Raw genomic sequence first — 23827 nt, 5'->3', positions numbered from 1 at the left:
TCGCCGCATGGCGCAGTTGAGTGGTCTGGGAATCGCAAAGGTATGTATAAAAGCCATGGTGGAGCAGTTGGCATATTTGGAAGCCTATGATGGGAAGTCTGGGTGCTTGGTCGCCGAGTATCCACTGCGCGGCATCGACCTTGCGGGCCTGAAGCGGATGCTGGATATTGATGAACGTATTGAGATATATGGCTGCGACATTTCCTGCGCGCAGGTAGTCGAGCTGGCTCGATACATTGGAGAACCGTTCATGATAGATGACGCATACGACTATCAGGTGGGATTTTTCCGGGAGTAGTCCAGCAAAGTACACCCCTCTGATTTTCAGGAGTAGTCGTGGATTATCTGGATCGATGGAACGACGAGCAGTGTCGAGTTGCCGCAGAATGGCGGCGCAAGAATAACGCCATGGCGCAGGCGCTCGCACGGATCTCGGTCCGTGCAGGCTCTCGTAACGGGGAGTTGAGCGCTACGGTGGACGCGTACGGCAAGGTCACCGATTTGCGGCTCACTCCACAGGCGCTTCGCCTTGGCGAAGCCCGGCTCGCGCGAGTACTGCTGGAGACTATTCAGCGTGCACAGTCGGACGCGCAGCACCAAGTTGAGGCCACGTCACGCCCATACGTCGAGGACCCGGATGCCGCCGCCGCAATGACATTCCTCCGCGAGACTTTGAGCGACCAAGCCAATCTCGGAAGCCGACCCTGATCCGCGTGCCATTTCGCGACAGTTTCGGCGGTGACCGGCGGTTTCGCCTCATGCGCTGCCGCGATGACCCCCGGCAGTCTTCAGCACGTTGTCGACGACCCGTACGTCACCAGTCTGGCGGCCCGATCGGTCCTTCACGTTGCACGTCAAACACTGCGGTACCTATAGCCGCAACCATTGTCCAACTGGTGCAATCGATGTACCCCGAACACCCACGCGTTCATCTATCGGGTGAATTCGTCGCGGAGAGCGTCGAAGCCGAGCCGCAGCCACCCGCATTCCGGGGATAGCGCCCGAGTGCCTATACCATGCGGTCGCTGGTGCCGTAGGGACGCCGGACCCGGCTTGGTTGGGCAGTCTGAACCGTAATGTTTCGTAAAACAACCGGGCCGAACCGCTCTGGAGGACAGAGCGATCCGGCCCGGCTCAGGAGCAGGACTAACTCGTCGGCTCGAACGACTCCGCGATGATCTCCGCCTGTTCCACCGCGTGCACCTTGCTCGACCCCGACGACGGGGCCGACATCGCCCGGCGGGAGATGCGGCGCAGCTTCGTGTTGGCGAAGCGGGCGGGGAGGGTTTCGGGGAGGTTGAGGCCGAAGAAGGGCCACGCGCCCTGGTTGGCCGGTTCCTCCTGGACCCACGCCAGATCGGTGGCGTTGGGGTAGCCCTCCAGGGCCTCGTTCAGGCGGCGGACGGGCAGCGGGTAGAGCTGCTCGATGCGCACGATCGCCACGTCTTCGCGCTTCTGCTTGGCCTTTTCGGCGGCCAGCTCGTAGTAGAGCTTGCCGCTGGTCAGCAGGACGCGCTTGACCTTGCTGCGGTCGCCGATGCCCTGCTCGTAGGCGGGTTCGTCGAAGACCGAGCGGAACTTGCTCTCGGTGAAGTCCTTCAGGTCCGAGACCACGGCCTTGTTGCGCAGCATCGACTTCGGGGTGAAGACGATCAACGGGCGGCGGATGCCGTCGAGTGCGTGCCGGCGCAGCAGGTGGAAGTAGTTGGCCGGAGTGGACGGCACCGCGACGGTCATCGAGCCCTCCGCGCACAACTGCAGGAAGCGCTCGATGCGGCCGGAGGTGTGGTCCGGGCCCTGGCCCTCGTGCCCGTGCGGCAGCAGCAGCACGACGTCGGAGAGCTGGCCCCACTTGGCCTCGCCGGAGGAGATGAACTCGTCGATGATCGACTGGGCGCCGTTGACGAAGTCACCGAACTGCGCCTCCCACAACACCAGCGCGTTGGGGTTGCCCAGCGAGTAGCCGTATTCGAAGCCGACGGCGGCGAATTCGCTCAGCGCCGAGTCGTGCACGGCGAACCAGCCCGGGTTCTCGCTGCCGATGTTGTGCAGCGGGGTGTACTCCTCGGCGGTCTTGCGGTCGATGATCACCGCGTGCCGCTGGGTGAACGTGCCCCGGCGGGAGTCCTGACCGGTCAGGCGCACCGCGCGGCCCTCGTCGATCAGAGTGCCGAAGGCGAGCAGTTCGGCGAAGGCCCAGTCGACCTTGCCCTCGTAGGCCATCTCGCGGCGCTTCTCCAGCACCGGCTTGACGCGCGGGTGCACGTTGAAGCCGTCGGGCACGTTGAGGAACGCGTCGCCGATGCGCTGCAGGATGGATTTGTCCACGGCCGTCACGACGCTGGCGGGCACCGGCTGGTCGCCTTCGACCGACTCGCTCGGCCCTGGGGAGTATTTCTCCAGCTCGCGGACCTCGTTGAACACCCGCTCCAACTGGCCCTGGTAGTCGCGCAGCGCGTCCTCGGCCTCTTTCAGCGAGATGTCGCCGCGGCCGATCAGGCTCTCGGTGTACGCCTTGCGGACCGAGCGCTTGGTGTCGATGACGTCGTACATCCACGGCTGGGTCATCGACGGGTCGTCGCCCTCGTTGTGGCCGCGCCGGCGGTAGCAGATCATGTCGATGACGACGTCCTTGCGGAACTTCTGCCGGAAGTCGACCGCCAGGCGCGCCACCCAGTCGCACGCCTCCGGGTCGTCGCCGTTGACGTGGAAGATCGGCGCGCCGATGAACTTCGCGATGTCGGTGGAGTACTCGGTGGAGCGGCTGTTCTCCGGCGCGGTGGTGAAGCCGATCTGGTTGTTCACCACGATGTGGATGGTGCCGCCGACCCGGTAGCCGCGCAGGCCCGACAGGTTCAGCGTTTCGGCGACCACGCCCTGACCGGCGAACGCGGCGTCACCGTGCAGCATGAGCGGCACGACCGAGAAGCCCTCGGCCCCGTCACCCTTGTCCAGCAGGTCCTGCTTGGCGCGGACCAGGCCCTCCAGGACCGGGTCGACCGCCTCCAGGTGCGAGGGGTTCGCGGTGAGCGAGACCTCGATCTCGTTGTCGCCGAACATCTGCAGGTAGGTGCCCTGCGCCCCGAGGTGGTACTTCACGTCGCCGGAGCCGTGCGTGGCGGCCGGGTTCATGTTGCCCTCGAACTCGGTGAAGATCTTCGAGTAGGGCTTGCCGACGATGTTGGCCAGCACGTTGAGCCGTCCGCGGTGCGGCATGCCGATGATGACCTCGTCGAGGCTGTGCTCGGCGCACTGGTCGATCACCGCGTCCATCATCGGGATGACGGCCTCTGCGCCCTCCAGCGAGAAGCGCTTCTGCCCGACGTACTTGGTCTGCAGGAAAGTCTCGAAGGCCTCCGCGGCGTTCAGCCGGTTCAGGATGTACTTCTGTTGCGCAACCGTCGGCTTCGCGTGCTTCTGCTCGACCCGCTCCTGGATCCACTGCAACTGCTCGGGTTCGAGGATATGGGTGTACTCCACACCGACGTGGCGGACGTAGGCGTCGCGCAGGACGGACAGCACGTCGCGCAGCTTCATCTGGTCCTGGCCGTGGAAACCCGCCACATTGAACGTGCGGTCCAGGTCCCACAGCGTGAGCCCGTGCTGGGTGACGTCCAGGTCCGGGTGACTGCGGAACTTCTCCTTGACCAGCCGCAGCGGATCGGTGTCGGCCATCAGGTGGCCGCGGTTGCGGTAGGCCGCGATCATCTCCAGCACGCGCGCGCTCTTGTCGACGCCGCGTTCGCGGATGTCCTTGCGCCAGCGGATCGGCTCGTACGGCACGCCGAGACCGTGGAAGATCTCGTCGTAGAACTCGTCGGCGATCAGCAGCCGGTGGATGGTGCGCAGGAAGTCACCGGACTCCGCGCCCTGGATGATGCGGTGGTCGTAGGTGGAGGTGAGCGTCATCAGCTTGCCGACGCCCAGATCGGCGATGCGCTCGTCGCTCATGCCCTGGAACTCGGCGGGGTACTCCATCGCGCCCGCGCCGATGATCGCGCCCTGACCGTTCATCAGGCGAGGCACCGAATGCACGGTGCCGATGGTGCCCGGGTTGGTCAGCGAGATGGTGACGCCGGAGAAGTCCTCGGCGGTGAGCTTGCCGTCGCGGGCGCGGCGCACGATGTCCTCGTAGGCGGTGTGGAACTGCCCGAAGGTCATCGCCTCGCAGCCCTTGATGGCCGCGACCACCAGCGACCTGCTGCCGTCCTTGCCGGGCAGGTCGATGGCCAGGCCGAGGTTGGTGTGCGCGGGGGTGACCGCGTTCGGCTTGCCGTCGACCTCGGCGTAGTGCCGGTTCATGTTCGGGAAGGCCTTGACCGCCTGCACGATGGCGTAGCCGAGCAGGTGGGTGAAGGAGATCTTGCCGCCCCTGGTGCGGGCGAGGTGGTTGTTGATGACCAAGCGGTTGTCGATCATCAGCTTGGCCGGGATGGCGCGCACGCTGGTCGCGGTGGGGATGCTCAGCGAGGCGGCCATGTTCTTCGCCACCGCGGCGGCGGCGCCGCGCAGCACCTTCGACTCGTCGGCGGCGGTGTCGGCCTGCTTCGGGCCGGAGGTCGGCGCGGCGTTCGACGTCGGCGCCGGGGTGGTCTGCGGGGTGCGCGCGTTCACCGCGGCCGGCTTGGCGGCGGCCGGTGCGGGCTTCGCGGCGGCCGGTGCGGGCGCTTTCGGAGCCGCGGGGGAGGCGGGCTTGGTGCCGGCGGGCTTGGCGTCGTTGCGCTTGGCGGCCGCCGGAGCCGGTGCGGGAGCGGCAGCCTGCGCGGGCGCGGGGGCGGACTGGCTGTTGCCGGAGTCGCCACTCACCTCAGGCGTGTAGTCGGCCAGGAATTCGTGCCAGCTCTCGTCGACCGAAGATGGATCTTGCTTGAACTTCTGATACATCTCATCGACTAGCCACTGGTTCTGTCCGAACTGGGAAGTTGAGCTGCTCACAGCAGGTGTTCGCCTCATTTCGTTCTTCGCGCTGCGACGTTTGTGACGTGCCCGGCACGGGGATCAGCGGATTGCGCGCCGATGCGCCCTATCTGAGGATAGGCCCAGCAGCAAATCGGCGGATTCACCGACCACCCGACACCCCCGACCCTATTGGTGATGACCCGGCGTCACTCGAGAATATTCCCTCCGACGCCTGCGCCGCTGCCCACAGCCGGGTATACGGCCCGCCCGCCGCGAGCAGCTCCGCGTGGGAGCCGATCTCCACGATTCGCCCATGATCGACGACGGCGATCCGGTCGGCGCGCGCGGCCGTGCCGAGCCGGTGCGCCACGAGCACCGTGGTGCGGTCCCGGCTCAGTGACCGGCTCGCTGCCAGCACCGATGCCTCGGCGTCCGGGTCGAGTGTCGCGGTGGCCTCGTCGAGCAGCAGCAAGTCCGGAGCGACCAGTTCGGCGCGGGCGAGGGCGATCAGCTGCCGCTGCCCGGCCGACAGACCGCGCCCGCGCTCACCGACCGGCTGGTTCATCCCGAGCGGAAGGGCGGCGATCATCTCCGTCGCGCCCACCGCGGCGGCGGCCGCGGCGATCTCCTCGGGTGTCGCGAATGGTTTCCCGAATGCAATGTTGCTCGCCACGTCGCCGGTGAACAGGTGAGCTTCCTGGGGGACGATGCCAAGCCGAGAGCGGTACTGGGCGAGGCGGTAGTCGCGGACGTCGACGCCGTCCACCCGGATCGCGCCCGGGGCATCCGCGACTACTCCGGTTTCGCTTTTCGGTGCGGCGGCCGCGGGCTCTGCTTCACCGGCGGAACCGGAGTCCGGGGGCAGGTCGTACAGCCGTGCCAGCAGCTTGACGACGGTCGACTTACCCGCGCCCGTCGGCCCGACAAGGGCCAAGGTGGAGCCCGCCGGAATGTGCAGCGAGACGCCGTCCAGCGCGGGAACGCGACTGCCCGCGTAGCGGAAGCGGACGTCGTCGAACATCACCTCACCGCGCAGCCCGCCGTCGATGGGCACCGGGTCGGCCGAATCGGCGGCGATCGAGGAGGGCGTGCGCAGCAGGTCCCCGATCCGGCGCAGGCCGACCCTGGCCTGCTGGTAATTGTCGAAGACCTGGGACAGCTGCAGGATCGGCACGAACAGCAGCTCCAGATACAGCACGAACGCCACCAGAGTGCCCGCGCTGGTGGCGCCGGTGGCGACTTCGCGCGCCCCGAAGTAGACCACCGCCGCCAAGGCCACGTCCGCCCATCCGACGACGAACGCGAAATAGAGCGCGATGGCCCGCTGGGCCCGCAACCGGCTGTTGCGGTAACGCTGGGAGTACTCGGCGAATCGACGGGCGGCGCGTGGCTCGTGCCGGTTGGCCTGCACCGCGCGCAAGCCCGTCACGTTCTCCTGGAAGTCGGCGTTGACCGCCGACACATGCTCGCGCGACACGGTGTAGGCGGTGGAGGACACCCGCCGGAACAGCACCGTCGCGATCGCCAGGGCGGGCACCGTCGACAGCACGGCCAGCGCCAGGGAGACGTCGATGACCAGCAGCGCGGCCGTGATGCCTACTAACGTCAGCAGGCCGATCAGGCTGGTGGCGACTCCGGTTTGCAAGAAGGTCGACAGCGCGTCGACGTCGGTGGTCATCCGCGTCATGATCCGCCCGGACAGCTCGCGCTCGTAGTAGTCCAGGCCGAGCCGTTGCAGGTGCGCGAAGCTGCGCACACGCAGGGCGAAAAGCACCCGTTCCCCGGTGCGGGCGGTGAGCATCGTGGTGGCCGCGCCGACCGCCCAGCCCGCCCCGGCCAGGACCGTGCCGAGCAGCGCCGCGCGGATCAGCGCCCCGGCGTCGTCGCCGAGCACGCCGCCGTCGATGGCGTAGCGCACCAGCGGCGGGAAGGCGATCGCGATGATCGCGTCCGCGGCCAGCAGTGCGATCACCGTCAGTACCAACGCTCGGACCGGCCGCAGCAAGCGGGTGAGCCGGAACGCCGGATCCGGCTCGCGGAGCCGCTCCGCGTCCATGCCCGGCTGCTCGGTGGCGGGCGGGAGGAGCTCGATGGTCCTGCGCAACTCGGGTGTCTCGCTGATGTCGGCCGCCGCGCTGCCGAAGCGGCGGCGACCGGAGGGACCGTCGAGCGCTCGCCCCTGGGAGACCGGCGTCGCGGCCGGGTCCGGCTCGGCAGCGAGGTGCCCGGCGGGAGCGGGCAACCGGATCACGCGGTCGGCGTGGGCCAGCGTCGACTCCCGGTGCGCGAGGATCAGCGTGGTCCGTCCACCATTGTCGGGCAGGGCATCGAAGATGGCGGCCTCGGTGACCGCGTCCACCGCGGAGGTGGCGTCGTCGAGCACCAGGATGCGCGGGCGGGCCAGCAGCGTTCTGGCCAGCGCGATCCGCTGGCGCTGGCCGCCGGAGAGGGTGAGGCCGCGCTCGCCCACCACCGTGTCGTAGCCGTCGGGCAATTCGGCGATGAAATCGTCGGCCGCGGCCTGGACGGCGGCCTGCCTGATCTCCTCGTCGGTGGCTTCCGGCCGTCCGAGCGCGATATTGGCCGCGATGGTGTCGGAGAACAAGAACGGATCGTCGAAGACGACGCCGATGGCGGCGCGCAGGTCGGCGGCGCGCACGTCGGCGATGTCGACGCCGACCGTTTCGGCGGTGTGGATCCCGGCGGGCGGGTTCGCACGGGTGTCGGAGCCGGCGTGCGACGCAGTGGCGTCGGTGAACAGCCGGATACTGCCCGCGTCCGGCGCGTAGAACCGGGGGAGCAGCAGGGCGAGCGTGGACTTGCCCGACCCCGCCGGGCCGATGACCGCCACCGTCTCGCCGGGCCGCACGCGCAGATCCAGCTCGCGCAGCACCGGCCGGTCGGGGTCGAAACCGAAGCTCAGCGCATCGATCTCGATGCCGAGCGGTCCGTCCGGCAGTTCCACCGGGTGGTCGGGCTCGGCGATGACCGGCGCGGTGTCGATCACCTGGAACACCCGCTCGGCCGCCGCCCTGGTCAGCTGGGCCATGACGATCACCGAGGAGAGGATGCGCGCGGTGCCGGTCATGACGGCGACATACGCGGCGAACGCGACGAAGGTGCCGATGCCGATGCTGCCGTGCAGCGCCAGCAGTCCGCCGAGCGCGATGACGGCGACCATGCCGATCTGCGGAATCGTCGCGACCGACGGCGCGAACCCGGCATCGATCCGCGCGGCGCGCATCCGCTCCGCGAACAGCTTGCGGCCGTGCCGCTCGAGCAGATCGACCATCCGCGCTTCCTGGCCGAACCCTTTGACCACTCGCACGCCGGTGACCGTCTCCTCCACGTGCTGGGCGAGATCGGCGGCGCGCTGCTGCGCCGACCAGGTCGCCGCGTGCAGGCGCGGCCGCATGCGGTAGACCACCACGCCGATCGCGGGGACCACCAGTAGCGCGACGGCCGCCAGCGGCGGGGACAGCCAGATCATGACCGCGGCGGCCAGCCCGAACTCCAGCAGTGCCATGCCCGACAGCGGCACCATCGCGAGCAGGCCTTGGACCAGCTGGAGATCGGTGATCGAGCGCGACACCACCTGCCCGGTGCGCAGCGTGTCCTGTCCGACGCCGTCCAGCCGCTGCAAGGCGCCCAGCAGTTGCACGCGCAGCGCGTGCTGCACGTCCAGGGACAGTCGCCCGGCCAACCAGCGCCGCCCGAACCCGGCCGCGGACCGGCCGACGGCCAGTATCAGGATCAGTCCGGCCACGGCGCTGATCGCCGCCGTGTCACCGATCCCCGCCGCGTCGACGGCCCGTTTCGTCAGCAGCGGCCCAGCGGTCTCGACGACAGCCCCGCCGGCCACGGCCGCCGCCAGTCCGCCCAGCACCGCGCGGTGCGGTAGGCATTCGGCCCACAGCCTGCGTATCCAGCCGGGTCTACGTCCCCCGTCCACGTCGTTCGCTCGCCCCCTTTGTCGTACCGCGTTCGTCATCGACGGTACCGACACCGGCCGACAAGCCGTTGTTCCCTACCGGCCGCGGATCACAGGTCGCGGGTGCGCAGGCTCCACCAGCTCGCGGCGCCCAGGCCGATGGTCCACAGCAGCAAGACCACGACGGCGGCCGGGGTGGGGGCGAGTAGATCGCTGTCGGGGTAGGAACCCACCGCCACGGTGCCGACGGTCGCGGAGACGGGCAGCAGGGTGACCACGCCCGGAATGCCGAGGCCGCGGGCGATCAGCCAGATCAAGGGTTCGGCGAGCACGATCCAGCCGAGCAGCAGCGGCACGGCCCTGGTCGAGGATTGCAGCAGGATGCCCGCGCTCGCGCCGATCAGCGACCAGCAGACCGCGGCGAGCAGTCCGCCGCCGAGTACCGCGAAGAACTCCCCGGTGACGGCGACCTTGCCGTGTCCGACGCCGAACAGGGCCCCGACCGACACCAGCTCGACCGCTACCGCCGCCGCCAGCGCACAACACCCGATTACCAGGAATTTCCCGGCGGCGAGCCGGTCGCGGTCGGCGGTGAACAGCGCGGTCACCGCCATGCTGTGGTACCGGTACTCGGCGCCGGTGCCCACCGCGCCGAAGACCGCGGCCGCGAGCACGACCAGCGCCAGTGCGACGTAGAGCCCGATCGTCGCCGCGCCGGTGGCGGGCTGGCCGCGCGGATCCGGCGGCCCGGCCAGGCTCGCCGACACGAGGCTCGCGAACAGTGCCACGGCGAGCAGCGCGGCGGCGAGCGTCCTGGCGCGCGGCATCGTGACGACCTTGCGCACCTCGGAGTTGACGTTCGGCACCAGGTCCGCGGGCAGGATGGTGATCATCGTGGGATTCCGTAGGGCGTCGGCGAGGGTGGCTGGGCGCCGGGCGCGGCGAGACCCGGGTAGTGCGGCGCGGGCGCGGCGGTGGGTTTGGTCAGCGACGCGAGCACGCGGTCGGGATGGATCGGGTCGGCGACGATGCCATCGATGCGCACCTGCGCCGCGGTGGCGGCCGTGCGGATCTGCGCTTCGCTCGCTTCGGCGACGGCGAGGCGACCGTCCGGCCGGATCACCGCGTCGGTGAATCCCTGTGCCGCGAGCATGGTGGCCAGCGCGATGGGCGTGGACGCCGCGACCACCAGACGGTCCGGGTGCCCGCGCCGCAGCCGCGCCGGAGTGCCCTGGTACACCACCGTGCCCTCGTTCAGGACGACCAGCTGGTCGGCGGCGGGCAGTACGGCGCCGAGGCTCTCGCTGGTCAGCAGGACACTGCCGCCGCGGCGGGTGTGGCCGCGCAGGAAGTCGTGCAGCCAGCCGCGTTCGGCGGCGTCGAGCCCGTCCATCGGATCGTCGAGCACCAGCAGCGGAGGATCGGCGAGCAGCGCGGTGGCCAGGGCCAGCCTGGTCTGCTGCCCGATCGACATGACGCCGGTCTTGGTCGTGGCGTGCTCGTCCAGCCCCACCAGTTCGAGTACCTCGGTCACCCGGCTGTCGGCGACGTTCGCCGCGGCGGCGTGGATCCAGAGGTGCTCTCGCGCGGTACGGGCCGGAGGCAGTCCGCGGGGCGCGAGGACGCCGCCGATCACGCTCGCGGAGCCCGTGCCGTTGCGCCGGGCACCGGGCCCGCCGACGGACGCGGTTCCGGAGGTGGGGACGACCAGTCCGAGCAGCACCCGCAGAATCGTGGTCTTGCCCGCGCCGCGTGGACCCACCAGCGCGGCGATGGCTCCGGAGGGCACGGTGAAGCTGACGTCCGCCACGGCGGCCGCCAGTTCGTACCGCTTGGTCAGTCCCTGGACCGCGAACGCGATCGGCAGCGCCCCGCTCATCGTGGCTCGGCCGGAGGTCGAGGCTTGGCCGGGTCGATCGCGGTGAACGGATCGGCGTCGATGATCAGGTGCCCGGGCCAGGTGGCAGGCGGCTTCCCGAATGCCTTGCGCGCGTTGTTGATCGTGGCCTTGCCCAGGGCGCGGTTGCCCGCGCCGCCGATCACGGCGCCGATGCCCGCGGGCAGCACCTTGCCCGCCATCAGCGCGGCGCGCTTGGTGATGAACCGGATGATGAACCGCTTCAGCAGCGAATCGTTCATGCTCGACAATCCGGGGATGCGGTTGGCGAAGGCCGAGCCCCAGTTCTTCGCGGAACTGCCCACGCTCTTCTGCACGATCTGCATGCCGCTCTCGCCGAGCACGACGGCCAGCACGAGCGCCCTGCGCTGCTCCTGGTCCTCCGGCGAGATGCCGTGCACCGCGGCCACCGCCAGGGTGAACACGGCCGAGGCCTCCATGAAGAAGGTGGTCTCGGCGCTGACGGCGGCGATGGCCGCGACGGTGCCGACGCCGGGAACGGCCGCCGTCGCGCCGACCGCGCTGCCGCTGCCGGTCACCGCGAGCAGGTACTGCTTCTCCAGCCGGTCGATGATCTGCGCGGGGCTGTCATCCGGATGGGAGCGACGAATTCGGTCCACGTACTTGGCGACCGCGGGGGCCTGCAGGCGGGACCCGGTGTCGAGCAGTTCGACCACCGTCTTCTCGAACGCGCCTTTGAGCATCGGCGGCATCCTCCTCTTCCGGTCTGCTGGGTAGAACTGTATGGCACCGGTTGCCGTCAGCTCGTCATGACAACGAAGTACCCAGCCGCATCGGTTCCACCGGCGGCTGCCTCGCTCTCGTCCGGACGGATGTCGTCCGGACGCCCCGTTACGCGGGAGTGCCGATCGCGGGCACGCGTTCGCCCGACGGCGGAGGGGGCGGCGGGGTTCCGTCACCGAACGGCCTGCCGCCGAGGGCCTCCCGGCCGTGCGGGGTGAGCCAGTTCGCCAGATCAGGGCCTTTGGGAACTATTCCGGTCGGGTTGATGTCGCGGTGCACCACGTAGTAGTGCGTCTTGATCTGACCGAAGTCGATCGTGTCGCCGAACCCGGGGGTCTGATACAGATCGCGCGCGTACGCCCACAGCACCGGCATCTCACTGAGCTTGGACCGGTTGCACTTGAAGTGCCCGTGATACACCGCGTCGAAGCGGACCAGTGTGGTGAACAGCCGGACATCGGCCTCGGTGATCGTGTCGCCGACCAGATACCGTTGCGCGGCAAGGCGTTCGGAGAGCATGTCCAGGCGGTGGAAGAGCCGGTCGTAGGCGGCGTCGTAGGAGTCCTGCGCCCCGGCGAACCCGCAGCGGTAGACGCCGTTGTTGACGTCGCGGAACACCGCGAGGTTCACCTCGTCGATCTCCGCGCGCAGCGGCTCCGGGTACAACTGCGGTGCGCCGGGCCGGTGGTGCGCGGTCCACTCGGTGGAGAAGTCGAGCGTGATCTGCGCGTAGTCGTTGGTGACGACCTGCCCGGTCGGCACGTCCACGACGGCGGGCACCGTGATACCCCGCGGATAGTCAGGGAACCGGGCCAGATAGGCGTCGCGCAGCCGGGGGATGCCCAGTACCGGGTCGACGCCGCCGGGGTCGAGATCGAAGGTCCAGCTGAGCTTGTCGTGCGTGGGCCCGCACAGTCCGAGCGAGAGCACCGGCTCGAGTCCGAGCAGCCTGCGCACGATCAGCGTTCGATTGGCCCACGGGCAGGCGCGCGCCGCGACCAGCCGGTAGCGCCCCGGCTCGACGGGGTAGCCGTCGCGGCCGTCGGCCGTGATCCGGGTGGTGATGTAGTTCGTGTCCCTCTTGAACTCCCCGGGCTCGACGTAGGAACCGCGTTCACTGGCCGACTTGGTCACATCGACAGTCTTACAGATCGACCTCGTACGCTGACCGGATGAGTGAAACCAAGGCCACCCGGCTGGAACGAGTCCGCACCGACGCCGGCGCGGAAGTGGCGATCCTCACCCTCGCCCATCCGCCGCTCAATCTCTTCGATCGGGCGATGATGGACGCGCTGATCGCCGATATCGCCGAGCTGTCGGCGCGGCCGCCGCGCGCCCTGCTGCTGCGCGCCGAGGGCAAGGTGGTGTCCGGCGGGGTCGACGTGCACGTTTTCGACGGACTGACCCCGGAGCAGGGCGCCGAGTTGTGGCGCACGCTGTTCGCGCAGATCATCCACCCGCTGGAGGTGCTGCCGTGCCCGGTGGTGTTCGCCGCGCACGGGTTGACCCTGACCGCCGCCTTCGAGATCGCGCTCGCCTGCGACATCCTGCTCGCTGCGCCGAAGGCCCGGTTCGGATTGGTGGAGATCGTGGTCGGGCTGACCCCGTCGATGGGCGGGCCGCAGCGCCTCGCCGAACGCGCGGGCTCCGGACGGGCCCGCGAGTTCGTGATGACCGGCGACCTCTACGACGCGGCGACGATGGCCGAGTGGGGCGTGGTCAACGCCGTGCACGAAGACCTCGACGCGGCGGCGAAAGCGCTGACCCACCGGCTGGCCGATGGCCCGACGAAGGCGAACGCGGCGACCAAGAAGATCATCGAGGCCTGGCGTTCCGGCGGTGTGGCACACGCTGATTCGGTGACGCCCGAGGTGTCGGGAGTGCTGTTCGACACCGAGGACCTGAAGGGCGGGGTGCGCAGTTTCCTCGAGCAGGGTCCGGGGAAGGCTCGCTACTCGGGGCGGTGACAGCTGGGACACGTTCATCGCCTATCGCAGCGAAGTTGTGACATGCGTCATATAGTCGCAGTGCCTGATACCTCGAGGCACGCGGAGGACGAATGTCGCAGTTGCTCGTCGAATATCCCCTCACCGGCTCGCACGCCTGGGACAACCCGCTGGCCCGGGGCGCCGACGGGGTGCTGCGCTACGGAAACCTCACACCGGCGCTGACCGAACTGCTGGATCTGCAAGTGCACGCCTTCGGTAACCGCGAAGCCGTGGTGGAGATCGGCGGCCCGCGCCTGACCTACCGCGAGCTGTGGCACTGTGCCTCCCGGATCGCGGGCGGCTTACAGGAGCACGGCATCGGATACGGCGACCGGGTCGCCGTGCACATGCCCTCCGGCGCTCGCTGGGTGCAGGCATTCCTCGGCGCCTTGCTCAGCGGCGCGGTACCCGTGCTGGTTCACGATGGGTTGCCCGAGGCGGTGGCCGAGCGTGTGATCGCCGACAGCCGTGCCGATTTCGTGCTCGGCCCCAAGGGCGCCGAGCTGCCCGACGGCGCCGCCTACATCGACGACGGCGCGGCGCTGGGCGACCTGGCACTGCTGAGCTACACAAGCGGGACGTGCACGCCCAAGGGCGTGGAGCTGACCAACGAGAATCTACTGTCGGCCGTGCGCTCGGTGGTCGCCGCGCTGGACCTGCCCACCGACGGCCTGCGCAACCTGGTACTGCTGCCGTTGGCGCACGCCAGCGGCTGCGTCGATCAGCTGTTGCCGACCTTCGCCGTCGGCGGCACCGTGGTGCTCACCCGGGACGCCCGAGGCATGGCCGAGGCGATCGCCGCCGAGCGGATCGACATGGTCTCCGCGACGCCGCGGATCTTCGCGGGCTTGCTGCCCGAACTCGCCGAACTGCGCGCCGAAGGGCTGTGCACCGAGGGCATCGCGCGGATCAGCAAAGCCGGTCATCGCGCCGAACGCGCCGCGTCCCCGGTCGCTCCCGTCGAGCTCACGGCCGAACTGCGCGGCGTGTTCCCCGCGGCCCGGCAGTGGTCGGTGTGGGGCGCGACCGAAACCAGCGGCATCGGTCTCGCGGTGGACGACGCCGAGCAGGCGGACTCGTCCGACGCGGCCGCGGTGCTCGGGTTTCCTTTCGGTGGAACGGAATTGGCGCTGTGGGGGCCGCGGGCGACGGCGGGCCGCGGCGAATTGCTCTGTCGCGGGCCGAATGTGACCCCGCGCTACTGGAACGACCCCACCACCACGGCGGAGCGGTTCACCGGAACCTGGTTCCACACCGGCGATCAGGTGACGATCGACGCCGACGGCTTGGTACGCAGAGGGGCCGTGCCGGTCGAGTGATCGCTTCTCACTCCAGCATTCGCTCGCGCAGCCGCGTGAGCAACTCGGGCGTCAGCCCGATGGTCGCGAGGTAACCGTCCAGGTCGCCGTGCAACTCGCGCATCGACGCGGTGGCGATGTCCAGGTACTCCTCGCGCACGCCGAGCAGGTCGATCGACAACTCCTCACCGGCCAGCAGTTTGCCCGTCAAAAGGGCGCGCAGCGCGGGGACGGCCCCGTTGCTGAGCAGGTAGTCGGCCTGGACGTCGGCCTCGGTCACGCCGACCGCGCGCAGCAGCGTGGCGACGGCCCAGCCGGTGCGGTCCTTGCCCGCCGCGCAGTGCACCAGCACGGCGCCTTCGCCGCGCAGGACGGACTCGGCGAGCGCAGCGATGGCGGCGTGCGCCTCGGGCAGCGCCGGGAACATCCGGTAGACCTCGAGCATGTGCGTGTAGGCGGTCCGCGCGGTCGCCTCGTGCGGCGGCGCTTCGGCCATCCTGGAGTCGAACGGAGTGATGGTCAGCCGGACGTCCGCGGGTAGCCGGTCGGCGCCGATGTGGTCGATCTCGCGCTGTCCGCGCAGGTCGTGGACGTCGCTGATGCTCAGTTCCCGCAGTGCGGCGTGGCCCGCGTCGTCGAGACCGCTCAGCTGGGCCGAGCGCAGCAGGACACCCGGGCGAACCTTGGCGCCGTCGTGGGTGCGCAGCCCGCCGGTGTCGCGGAAGTTGAACGTGCCGGAGAGGAAGTACTGGTCGGCGGGGGGCGAGAGAGTCACCGATCCAGGCTATCGGGCAGGCGGAACGAAACGGTGTCGGGAGCGGATCGAACGCCGCCCGTTATGCTGACCGATTCGCGCGGTTTCACTGTGGCATTTGCCACAGGATTTGGGTCGCCGACGCATCGGACCGTACCGTTGTCAACGGTTCGCGGGGCCGCGGGTGCAGGCCCAGATCCCCCGTCATAGCGGGATTTCCGGGCGGCACGGCATGATCGCGCTGCGATCCCGGTTGGGTAACAAAACATTCTTTCAGTCTGGAATTACCCATCGAACCCGTTCTCAAACCCCGAAAACGCTCTACCATTGGTGAACGTTGGACCGGGCATCCCGAGTATTTCCCGATGTTGCCCGCCCTGTTCAGCGAGTCGCGCCAACGCAGGTGCGTGAGTTCTTTCGCCGAGAGGGAGTCGTCGTTGAGCGCACGTGGAGAAGTGATAACAGAAATCCGGCTACGCCCCGCCGTCACCGACGCGGTCGAAACGGCGGCCGCCACGCTCGACTACACGGGCCTGCGCGCGCTGCGGGTGTTGCTGCACGCGGGGGTCAGCGCCTACTGGCCGCTGGTCAAGGCCACCCCGGACAGGCAGATCAAGTCGTATGAGATGACCTTGCAGGCGCTGCGCGCGCGCTGGGAGCACAGGACCGATTGCTTCCCGGATCCGATCGCGACGGAGTTCTATCGCGAGAAGGACGCCGAGGTCACCGCGTTCCTGAAGTTGTGTGCCGAGCGGTCGGGAACGCAGTGGCTGGAGCCGGTGGAGGCGATCGCCTGCAACGTGGTCTCGATCGTGCAGGGTACGGTCCTGCGCTGGCTGGCCGATTGCAACGACGAGACCATGCTGGTGGTGCTCGACGAGATGGTCAGTGGACTGGCCACCAAGGCCGCGGAGATCTGACAAATACTGGACGTTTGACCAACTTGGTGGTTGAGTTGTCCTGGTGACCGAGACGTCGCCGATCGCGGGGCTGCACGCGGCCACCGCCGAACTCGACCCGCCCCTGGCCGCCCTCGACCTGCCCACCCTGCGCGCGAACGCCGCCGACCTGGTGCGTCGCGCGGCGGGCACCCCGATCCGAGTGGCCAGCAAATCCGTGCGCTGCCGCGCCGTGCTCGCCGAAGTTCTCGGCGCCGATCTCACCGCCGCGGGCGGCTTCGCTGGCGTCATGTCCTACTCCCTGCGCGAGGCCCTCTGGCTCGTGCGCCACGGAGCGCGCGATGTCCTGCTCGGCTATCCGACCGTGGACCGCGCGGCACTGGCGGAACTGGCCGCGGACGACATCGCGTCGCGATCGATCACGCTGATGATCGACGATGCCGCGCAACTCGACCTGATCCGCGCCGCCGTGGGCACCGATCGGGTACGGCCACGGGTCTGTCTTGACGTCGACGCGTCCCTGCGTATCGGCCCACTACACCTCGGTGTGCGCCGTTCTCCGGTCCGCACGCCGCAGCAGGCGGCCGCTCTGGCGGACGCGGCGCTGCGGCGGGGCTTCGACGTGGTGGGCGTGATGACCTACGAGGCGCAGATCGCGGGGCTTCCTGATTCGAATGTCGCGGTGCGCTTGGTGAAGCGGGCGTCCGCGGCGGAGATCCGCAAACGACGGGCCCAGGTGCTCGACGCGGTCCGTTCGGTGACCGGTGAACTCGAGATCGTCAACAGCGGCGGCAGCGGCTCCATCGAGGTCAGCGTCGCCGATCCGGACGTCACCGAGGTGACCGCCGGGTCCGGGCTGTACGTGCCCACGCTGTTCGACGACTACCGGGCGTTCACCCCCAGGCCCGCGCTGTATTTCGCCATGCCCGTGCTGCGCAGGCCCGCGGCCGATATCGCTACCGTCTTCGCCGGCGGTTACATCGCCTCCGGCCCGGCCGGATCGTCGCGGGTACCCAAGCCGGTGTGGCCGCGCGGATTGAAGCTGCTCGGCGCCGAGGGCGCCGGTGAGGTGCAGACCCCGCTGTCGGGCGCCGCGGAACTCCGGATCGGCGACCGGGTGTGGTTCCGGCACGCGAAGGCCGGTGAATTGTGCGAGCGGTTCGACGCCGTGCAGTTGGTCGACGAGGACGGCTCCCGCGTCGGCGTGCCGACCTACCGGGGCGAGGGCGTCTGCTTCGGCTGACCAGCGTCGGTCAGCCGCAGGAACGCACCGAGATCGGCGAGTTCGTCCGTGCTCGCGGGCAGATACTCGGTGAGCAGCGGCGAGCGGATGACGATCGCCTTCCACATGGCGCGGCACAGCGCGTGGATCAAGCCGCGCGACAACAGCGACGGCATGCCGTAGGGCGCGTCGGCGGGGGAAGAGGTGGTCATGGACAGCAGTACCACCGCCGCCTCCCGGCCGCGGAAGCGATCCGGCGTGCCCACCAGGACGTCCTCGATCTTGGCGCGGGCCAGCAGGGTGCGGATGCGCCCCACCTGAGCGGCGTACGGCGCGACCACGAAGATGTCGTGCGGATGCAGCCTGCGCGTGGTCGCGCCGATCGTCCAGGACATGCCGAGCAGGGCGCGGACCCGGCGCACCACCTCGCGCGCCTCCGCCGGTGACTCGGTGGCGTTGCCGTAGTGGTCCACCAGGACGGTGTCCACGCCGGGCTGCTCGCCGTCCAGGCGACGGGCCAGCGTGACCGTCTCGTTGGCGCGCAGCCGCCCGTCGTAGTAGAGGCGGGAGACGGGTTCGCAGACCGCCGGGTGCATCCGCCACGTGCGGTCCAGGAAGTAGCCCCGCTCGGTGGGCAAGGTCTGGCGGCCCTCGGCCAGCCAGCCGAGTACCGATTCGCCGATCGGGGCGGGATGGGCACCGCGTGCGCTCGACGCGACCGGGTCGCCGAGCAGCAACAAGTTGCGTGCGCACGCCGCGACGGAGACGGTCTCGGCCAGCGGGAAGCGGCCCGCGTCGGCCACGACGAGCAGGTCGAGGGCCGCGCGCGGCACCAGATCCTCGTTCGCGAAATCGGCCGGATCGCCGCCGAGGACGCAACCGCTGATCGCGTTGTCCAGGAATCGCGGATAGCGGGCGGCGTCGATCACCACCCACTCCGGGGCGACCGCCGCCGCGTCCTTCTTGGCGACCAGCTCCGGCAGCACGCCCGCCCGCACGACCGCGTCGAGCAGGTTCTCCACGGTGGCGGCCTCTCGCGCGACGATGCCGATCCGCCACTTGTTCCGTGTGATCAGCCGCTCCAGCACCCGCGCGGCGGTCGCGGTCTTCCCGGTGCCCGACGGGCCCTGCACGGCCACGTAGGAGTCGTCGAGGGCGCACAGCGCGGCGGTGATCGCCACGGCGTAGTCGCCGTGCACCTCGGGCAACCTGGCCTCGCCGCGCAGCCGTGGCGGACGGCGGGCGAGGATGTCGAAGACCGCCGAGCGTGGGGCGTCCGGCAGGGTCATCAGCAACTGCTGCGCCGCGAGTTCGATCGCCAGTTCCGCGTTCTCGTCCCAGTCCGGGAGGCCGGGCGCGATCGCGGAGGGCAGGTCGTCGTAGGGTTCGCAACTCTCGGGCAGCAATTCCTCCAGCCGGACGGCGTCGTCGAATTCGGTGTCCACCGAGCAGCCGAGCACCGTCGCCGTCGCGGTGGCCCGCAGGCCCGCCCCGGTGACCATGCCGTCCGGCATCGGCTGGTCGTAGAAGGTGTAGACGGTGGTGCCCGGGGTGAGTGTGCTCGGGCCGGGTGCGCCACTCGAACCGGTGCCGATCCGGCCGGTCAGGGTCAGGTAGCGCCGCATCGCCGGGCGGTCGGGGCGCCGATGCCACTTGGTGTCGACCGTGCCCCAGTCGGCGACCAGAACGCCGGGAGCCTCGGCCCATTCGTCCACCGGATGGCTGAGCCGGTCGGCGTGCGCCCACCACAGCGGCTGCCGCTCGCGCCGGTGGTAGCCGAGCGCCGCGGCCATCATCGCGGCGGGGTGCAGCGGATCGCCCTGCGCGGCGGCGTATTCCGCGAGCGCGGCCTCCAGCGACGACGGCCGGGACGACGGCGGCGGCGCGGGCTCACCGGGGACCGCGGCGCACCACGCGTCCGGCCGCCCCGGCGCCACGGCCCGCGTGGCGATGCGCTGCTCGCCCGCCCTATCGAGCAGCCAATCGCGTAAGCGCAGCACCGTGTGGCAATCGTGTTCGGTGGCGGTCGAATCGGGAAGCAGTCGCCGCAGCCCGCTGAGCCGGTAGGAGGACTCCCCGATGAGCAGCGCGTTACGAAGGATCGGATACAGGTCGACCAGGACGCCGTCGCACAGCAACTCGTCCACGAGTTCTTCGTTGACGCCGTGCCGTCCGGTACAGCGCAGCAGTGCCGTGCGCACCATGGCCGAGTAGTGGTAGACGTGCAGGTCGGGGTAGATCCGGCGGCGCTGGGTCAGATAGTCGAGCACCTGCTCGAGCACCCGGCGTTCCGCGGCGGCGGCAGCGCGGGGTTCGCTCGATCCGCTCGGCCCGCGCAACGAGAGGTGCACCGTGTCCGGCCCGCCGACCTCCACGACGAGCGGAGTGCGCCCGCCGCCCGCGATGGTGAGCGAGAGATCGCCGGGGGAGGGCGCGGGCAGCGCCCCGAGTGCGGCCGCGTCGAGCAGCGCGTACGTGGGCTCGCCCGAGACTTCGCGCCGCAGCTGGATTTCCGCCTGGCGGCGCAGCGCGGAGACGGTGCGCGGCGGCACGCCTGGCACCGCGATCTCCGTGGCGGCCAGCCGATCGAGAGTGTTCACCCCGGCTTCGCGCAGCCGGGCGCGCGCCGCGGGCGGCATACCGGCCACGAGCAGCAGATCACGCGCGGCGGACAGGGCCTCGACGCAGGTGCGGCAGCGGCCGCAAGCGAGATAACGGGGATCGCCCCACTGCACGGGCAGCAGTTCGCCGAGCTTCTCCTCCACGATGCGTTCGACCCTGCGCCTGCGCGCCCGATGCAGCGGAAGCAGCTCGCTCAGCGCCTTGGCGCTGCTCTCCTCGCCCAGGTGCAGCCGCACCAGCGGCGCGGTGAGCGCGCCCGAGCGGTCGAGGGCCTCGGCGCAGGCGGCGAGTTCGAGTGCGGCGGCCACCCGGTCCGCGGTGGTCGGCGCGATGCCGTGCACGGTGTAGCGAACGCGGTGTTCGGCCCGCACCAGGAAGTCGGCGGAGCACTGGAAACGGCCGTCGAAGAAGGTCGCGCCGTGCACCACGTGTGCGCCCGAGCGCAAGGCGGCGACCGTGTCGGCGTGGGCGGCGGTCAGTGCCGCGATGTGGCGGGCCGGATCGCCCGGTTCGTCCGGCGGACGGTCGATCTCGACCACCGCACCGCCGAACCGTGCGCGGTAGTCGGTCAGAAGGCGTTGCCGCACATCCCCGGTTCCCGGCGTGGCCTCCTGGCCCGCCGCGGTGCTTCCGGGTTCGGCCGGGATGGTGCCCAGTTCCGCGTCGAGGGCGCGCAGCAGCGCGAACTCGCAGTGCGCCGCGCGGACGAGATCGACGGTGGTGCAGACGACACGATCACCGAACACGAACAAACGCGGCCCTCCTGTGTCTTCGCGGGACACCCGCTGCCGGCGTGCGCCGAATTACACACGGACCGCAACACTGTAGCTAGCGCGTCTGACCTCGGCCTACCCTCCCCGGCTCAGGAACGCGGCTTACGACGCTCCGTCCGCTTGACGCCCTCGCGCTCGCGGCGCGGACCTCGGGTGAACGAGCGTTGCTGCGGCGGACCCTGATCCAGTTGCAGCTGAATGAGCACACCGCTGATCCGGGTGCGCCGCAACGCCTCCAGCGTTTCCTCCGGCAGCTGCGCGGGCAGCTCGACCAGGCTGTGGTCCGGACGGATGCTGATGTGCCCGAAGTCGCTGCGGCGCAGGCCGCCTTCGTTGGCGATGGCGCCGACGATCGCGCCGGGCACCACGCGATGCCGCTTGCCCACGCTGATCCGGTAGGTCGCCAGCTCGGTTCCGGTGGCGCGGTGATGCGCACCGGCCTGCCGGTCCTCCTCGAAGCGCCGGGCGGGCCGCTCGCGCGGGATCCGGTCACGCTGCGGGCGCTCCACCGGCTCCGGCTCGGGCTCCATGAAGAAGTTGTCGCCGTCGTAGGAGCCCACCGCCAGCGCGGCGGCGATGTCGGCCAGCGGGATGTTGTGCTCGCGCTCGTAGTCCTCGATCAGCTTGCGGAACAGCGGGAGATTCGCCGAGGTGAGGTTCTCGGTGATGGTGTCGCCGAACTTGGTGACGCGCTGTGCGTTGACGTCCTCCACGCTGGGCAGCTGCATCTCGGTCAGCGGGTGGCGGGTGGCCCGCTCGATCGACTTGAGCAGGTGCCGCTCGCGCGGCGCGACGAACAGCAGTGCCTCGCCGCTGCGCCCGGCCCGGCCGGTGCGGCCGATGCGGTGCACGTAGGACTCGGTGTCGTGCGGGATGTCGTAGTTGACCACGTGCGAGATGCGGTCCACGTCCAGTCCGCGCGCGGCCACGTCGGTGGCGACCAGGATGTCCAGGGCGCCGGACTTGAGCTGGCCGATGGTGCGCTCGCGCTGGTTCTGCGCGATGTCGCCGTTGATCGCGGCGGCGGAAAAGCCCCTGGCGCGCAGCTTCTCGGCGAGTTCCTCGGTGGCTTGCTTGGTGCGGACGAAGATGATCATCGCCTCGAACGACTCGACCTCGAGCACCCGGGTGAGCGCGTCCAGCTTGCGCTGATGCGAGACCTGCACCCAGCGCTGGGTGATGTTGGTGGCCGTCGAGGTCTTGGCCTTGACCGTGATCTCCACCGGATCGTGCAGGTACTGCTTGGAGATCTTGCGGATCGCGGCGGGCATGGTGGCGGAGAACAGCGCCACCTGCTTGTCCGACGGAGTGTCGGCGAGGATGCGCTCGACGTCCTCCTGGAAGCCCATCTTGAGCATCTCGTCGGCCTCGTCGAGCACCAGGTACTGCAGCTGCGACAGGTCGAGCGTGCCCTTCTCCAGGTGATCGATCACCCGGCCCGGCGTGCCGACCACGACGTGCGCGCCGCGGCGCAGGCCCGACAGCTGCACGCCGTAGCTCTGTCCGCCGTAGATGGGCAGCACATGCAGCCCGGGGATGTGCGCGGCGTAGCGGCCGAACGCCTCGGCGACCTGGATCGCGAGCTCGCGGGTCGGGGCGAGCACCAGGGCGCGCGGGGCGCGGCCGGTGACTTCGAGCCCCATCAGGATCGGGATGGCGAAGGCCGCGGTCTTGCCGGTACCGGTCTGTGCGAGACCGACCACGTCGGCGCCGGAGAGCAGCGGAGGAATCGTCGCCGCCTGAATAGGCGACGGCGATTCGTAACCGACGTCGGCGATGGCCGCGAGGATGCGGTCATCGATGCCCAGATCGGCGAAAGACGGGCCGTCGGTGTCCCTGTCGTTGTCGCCAGAAACGCTGTCGACCTGATTGGTGCTCATTGACCAGGAGTTTACTGCCTCGTGCTGGTCGTCCCGGCCACCGCCCCAATACGGTGAGACCTATGCAACTGGACAACTCGCCCGCGCGGCAGGACGCGACGCCGGATCAGCTGGACGTGGCGGTCGTCCAGTTCGCCCCCTCGACCGACCCCTCGGCGAATCTCACGGCGCTGCGCGAGCACGTGCGCACGGCCCGCGCGCGCGGTGCCCGCGTCGTCGTCGCACCGGAATACTCGATGTTCGCCGTCACCCGGCTCGATGAGCGGGTCGTCGCCGTCGCCGAGCCCCTGACCGGCCCATTCGTCACCGGCCTCGGGGAGATCGCGCGCGAGTTCGACGTGTTCCTGGTCGCCGGAACGGTGGAGCAGGTCGCTCCCGGCGGCGACCGCATCCGCAACACCCTGGTCGTGCTCGGCCCCGACGGATCGCTCGTCACCCGCTATCGGAAGGTCCACCTCTACGACGCGTTCGGCCACCTCGAATCCGACGTGGTCGAGCCGGGCGCGATCGAGGCGCCGGCCACCTTCGCGGTCGGTGATGTGATTTTCGGCATGCAGACCTGTTTCGATCTGCGCTTCCCCGAAGGCGTCCGCCGGGTCGCCGCGGCGGGTGCGCAGGTGCTGCTGCTGCCCGCCCAATGGATCCCCGGACCGGGCAAGGTCGACCAGTGGACCACGCTGGTGCGGGCGCGGGCCATCGAGAACACCGTGTACGTGGCCGCAGCGGACCAGGCCGCACCCCGGGGTGCCGGCGCGTCGATGATCGTGGACCCGGCCGGTTCGGTGCTCGCCGGACTCGGCGACGAGACGGGCGTGCTCACCGCCGGAATCGACCTGGCGTACGTGAGCAAGGTGCGCACCGCCAACCCGAGCCTCGCGTTGCGGCGATTCGCGATCACCGAGCGCGGACCGGAGTAGCGT

The 23827-nt window shown here is 69.8% G+C and carries 16 protein-coding genes; 7 read left to right on the top strand and 9 right to left on the bottom strand.

The features are described 5' to 3' along the window. The first annotated feature begins 7 nt into the window (after positions 1-7). Both ACZ6DL_RS31450 and ACZ6DL_RS31445 read left to right on the top strand, forming a co-directional pair. On the top strand, positions 8-298 hold the full coding sequence (locus tag ACZ6DL_RS31450; RefSeq protein WP_466056535.1) for a DUF7683 domain-containing protein: 291 nt from the start codon (positions 8-10) through the stop codon (positions 296-298). Between the two features lie 38 nt (positions 299-336). After that, entirely contained in the window at positions 337-708 is a 372-nt protein-coding gene (locus ACZ6DL_RS31445) for a YbaB/EbfC family nucleoid-associated protein (RefSeq protein ID WP_466056533.1), read from the top strand. A gap of 438 nt (positions 709-1146) precedes the next feature. On the opposite strand, the gene ACZ6DL_RS31440 is transcribed toward ACZ6DL_RS31445, so the two are convergent. The 6 genes from ACZ6DL_RS31440 to ACZ6DL_RS31415 form a co-directional block, all read right to left on the bottom strand. Further along, complete coding sequence (locus ACZ6DL_RS31440; RefSeq protein ID WP_466056532.1) at positions 1147-4884, bottom strand: multifunctional oxoglutarate decarboxylase/oxoglutarate dehydrogenase thiamine pyrophosphate-binding subunit/dihydrolipoyllysine-residue succinyltransferase subunit; 3738 nt, start codon at positions 4882-4884, stop codon at positions 1147-1149. Positions 4885-5059: 175 nt separating this feature from the next. Beyond that, on the bottom strand, positions 5060-8890 hold the full coding sequence (locus ACZ6DL_RS31435; RefSeq protein WP_466056530.1) for an ABC transporter ATP-binding protein: 3831 nt from the start codon (positions 8888-8890) through the stop codon (positions 5060-5062). A gap of 50 nt (positions 8891-8940) precedes the next feature. After that, positions 8941-9723 carry an ABC transporter permease gene (locus tag ACZ6DL_RS31430; protein WP_466056528.1) on the bottom strand — a complete coding sequence of 261 codons (783 nt, stop codon included), beginning with the start codon at positions 9721-9723 and terminating at the stop codon, positions 8941-8943. Continuing rightward, a complete protein-coding gene (locus ACZ6DL_RS31425) occupies positions 9720-10709 on the bottom strand; it encodes an ATP-binding cassette domain-containing protein (RefSeq protein ID WP_466056526.1) in 990 nt (329 codons plus the stop codon). The genes ACZ6DL_RS31430 and ACZ6DL_RS31425 overlap by 4 nt, the downstream gene beginning before the upstream one ends. Next, positions 10706-11431 (bottom strand): hypothetical protein, encoded by a 726-nt coding sequence (locus tag ACZ6DL_RS31420; protein ID WP_391464441.1) that lies wholly within the window; start codon positions 11429-11431, stop codon positions 10706-10708. The genes ACZ6DL_RS31425 and ACZ6DL_RS31420 overlap by 4 nt, the downstream gene beginning before the upstream one ends. A gap of 148 nt (positions 11432-11579) precedes the next feature. Then, entirely contained in the window at positions 11580-12605 is a 1026-nt protein-coding gene (locus tag ACZ6DL_RS31415) for a glutathione S-transferase family protein (protein ID WP_466056524.1), read from the bottom strand. Positions 12606-12643: 38 nt separating this feature from the next. On the opposite strand from ACZ6DL_RS31415, the gene ACZ6DL_RS31410 reads away from it, so the two are divergent. Next, positions 12644-13438 (top strand): enoyl-CoA hydratase/isomerase family protein, encoded by a 795-nt coding sequence (locus ACZ6DL_RS31410; RefSeq protein ID WP_466056522.1) that lies wholly within the window; start codon positions 12644-12646, stop codon positions 13436-13438. A 92-nt stretch (positions 13439-13530) separates the two neighbouring features. Then, on the top strand, positions 13531-14778 hold the full coding sequence (locus tag ACZ6DL_RS31405) for a class I adenylate-forming enzyme family protein (RefSeq protein WP_466056520.1): 1248 nt from the start codon (positions 13531-13533) through the stop codon (positions 14776-14778). Between the two features lie 7 nt (positions 14779-14785). Here the strand turns inward: ACZ6DL_RS31405 and ACZ6DL_RS31400 are convergent, their stop codons facing one another. Continuing rightward, complete coding sequence (locus ACZ6DL_RS31400; protein WP_466056518.1) at positions 14786-15532, bottom strand: tyrosine-protein phosphatase; 747 nt, start codon at positions 15530-15532, stop codon at positions 14786-14788. A gap of 416 nt (positions 15533-15948) precedes the next feature. On the opposite strand from ACZ6DL_RS31400, the gene ACZ6DL_RS31395 reads away from it, so the two are divergent. Both ACZ6DL_RS31395 and ACZ6DL_RS31390 read left to right on the top strand, forming a co-directional pair. Then, positions 15949-16431 carry a TetR family transcriptional regulator gene (locus ACZ6DL_RS31395; protein ID WP_466056516.1) on the top strand — a complete coding sequence of 161 codons (483 nt, stop codon included), beginning with the start codon at positions 15949-15951 and terminating at the stop codon, positions 16429-16431. Between the two features lie 43 nt (positions 16432-16474). Further along, a complete protein-coding gene (locus ACZ6DL_RS31390; RefSeq protein WP_466056514.1) occupies positions 16475-17653 on the top strand; it encodes an alanine racemase in 1179 nt (392 codons plus the stop codon). On the opposite strand, the gene ACZ6DL_RS31385 is transcribed toward ACZ6DL_RS31390, so the two are convergent. Together ACZ6DL_RS31385 and ACZ6DL_RS31380 are read right to left on the bottom strand one after the other, a co-directional pair. Beyond that, positions 17623-21000: an AAA domain-containing protein gene (locus tag ACZ6DL_RS31385; RefSeq protein ID WP_466056593.1), complete on the bottom strand. Its 3378-nt coding sequence runs from the start codon at positions 20998-21000 to the stop codon at positions 17623-17625. The genes ACZ6DL_RS31390 and ACZ6DL_RS31385 overlap by 31 nt on opposite strands. 116 nt (positions 21001-21116) lie before the next feature. Continuing rightward, entirely contained in the window at positions 21117-22907 is a 1791-nt protein-coding gene (locus ACZ6DL_RS31380; RefSeq protein ID WP_466056512.1) for a DEAD/DEAH box helicase, read from the bottom strand. Positions 22908-22969: 62 nt separating this feature from the next. Between ACZ6DL_RS31380 and ACZ6DL_RS31375 the strand changes: the two genes are divergently transcribed. Beyond that, positions 22970-23824 (top strand): carbon-nitrogen hydrolase family protein, encoded by an 855-nt coding sequence (locus tag ACZ6DL_RS31375; protein WP_466056510.1) that lies wholly within the window; start codon positions 22970-22972, stop codon positions 23822-23824. The last annotated feature ends 3 nt before the right edge of the window (positions 23825-23827 follow it).

The organism is Nocardia sp. NPDC041819, assembly GCF_055590505.1.
The sequence above is the reverse complement of the archived record's forward strand: the minus strand, read 5'-3'. Positions and strand labels throughout refer to the sequence as shown.